General features: G+C 58.2%; 3 protein-coding genes. All 3 read left to right on the top strand.

Translation table 11 applies throughout. The annotated features are described in order from the left end of the window. The coding region (locus AC4PR2_RS28805; protein WP_492176038.1) for a DUF2857 domain-containing protein at positions 1–546 on the top strand (546 nt) is incomplete at its 5' end. Continuing rightward, positions 543–806, top strand: coding sequence for a ParE family toxin-like protein (locus AC4PR2_RS28800; RefSeq protein WP_043143926.1), 264 nt, complete (start codon positions 543–545; stop codon positions 804–806). The genes AC4PR2_RS28805 and AC4PR2_RS28800, both read left to right, overlap by 4 nt. Before the next feature lie 113 nt (positions 807–919). Further along, positions 920–1,503: STY4528 family pathogenicity island replication protein (locus tag AC4PR2_RS28795; protein WP_492176037.1), on the top strand; the 584-nt coding region annotated here is incomplete at its 3' end.

Here is a 1,503-nt window from a genome sequence, read left to right as displayed (position 1 = left end):
GAATCTCTGGGGCTGACCACGGAGGAGATGCAACTGCTGCACGGTTTGACCATTGAAGACCTGCATTACCTGATGAATAGCTCGGTATCGGTGCTGACCTTTCAAATCCATCACGAGAATTTCTCCCTGATGCTGCAACATGCGCGCCGCGAGCAGCAGCGCATGCAACGGATTGACCGTGCACTGGCGTTGGGGGGCTCCATCGAAATGATGCAGCACTATTTTGGCCTCTCGACCGTTGAAGTTGCCGCCCGCCGGCGCATGACCGGTATCAACATTCGCCAGGGGCGCTGTGCAGCGCTCAGTGACGATGAGAATGCCGCCTTGTGGCGCCAGTGGCAAAAGGCCGACATCGATGACGCCTCCAGTGCCGATGGACTGGACGTCATGATGTTGGCTGCCGAGCAGATAGATGTATCTCTGACGGCTGTCTGGCACGCCGTTCGCAGCTTTGATGCCCCTCAGACGGCGACCGCCAGAAAAGCCATTCAGGCCGTGCGTACGTCACGTGGCACGTCGGGAGGAAATGCAAGGAGGCTGGCATGAAGCCTGTGATGTTAATGCCGGGGTTGCAGGTCCCCCGTTCGGCGCCACCATCCTGCCAGAGAAAGGCGAAGGAGCAGGTCAGGCGCTTCCGCCGCGGGGAGCGTAACTACAAGCACCTTCATGTCAAAGGCAAGCACGCCCCCGGGCGAGCCTGGATGAAGATTGATATCGGTACCAGCTGGCGACTGCTCAGCCGAAACAGTGGTGATGACTGGGAGTTGTTGACCCATGAACGCTACAACAACGAACTGTGGAAGTGATGACACTGACCCTGTACCTGGTATCGGGTACAGGCCTGAGTGCCGTTAGGCCAACAACCGCTTGATGCTTTCGCCCTGTGGGCGGGAGCAGCGTAAAAGGATGCGCAAAATCGATGAGCATAAATAAAACACCTGATGACAGCTTGATCACCTTTACGCTCGAACAAATGAATGCCCGCCTGGCGGAACGAATAGGCGCGGAAAAGCACGCGGGGAGCCCCGATGTCACGAATCTGCGCAGCGGTCTGCTGTACATGGGCAATGTACATGATTCCATCCCCCGCCGGTTGCTTCTGGACACCCGTCTGTCACCGCTTGATAAAACTGCGTGGATTATGATCCGCCTGTACGCGCAACAGAATCAGGGCGCCGTGTTCCCGACCTATGACGAGCTGCAGCTGCAGCTTGCCTCGCCCTTCAATGGTAAGGCGTCTCGCGAGACCGTCAGCCGCGTGCTGCTGATGTTACGCCTGACCGGCTGGCTCAGTTTGTGCCGGCGTGTACGTGACGGCCAGGGGCGGGTGAGGGGGAATATCTATGCCCAACACGATGAACCACTCTCGGCCCGTGATGCGGAGACATTGGATCCGACCTGGCTGGATACGGTCGCCATGGGCTGTGCGCATAAAAACCGCACCGTCAGCCAGACGGCCTGGTCGGTACTGACCGATATTCAACATGACCCGACAATGCGTCA

It is taken from the genome of Serratia sp. A07, from assembly GCF_058725505.1.
This window is presented reverse-complemented; position numbering and strand designations above follow the sequence as displayed.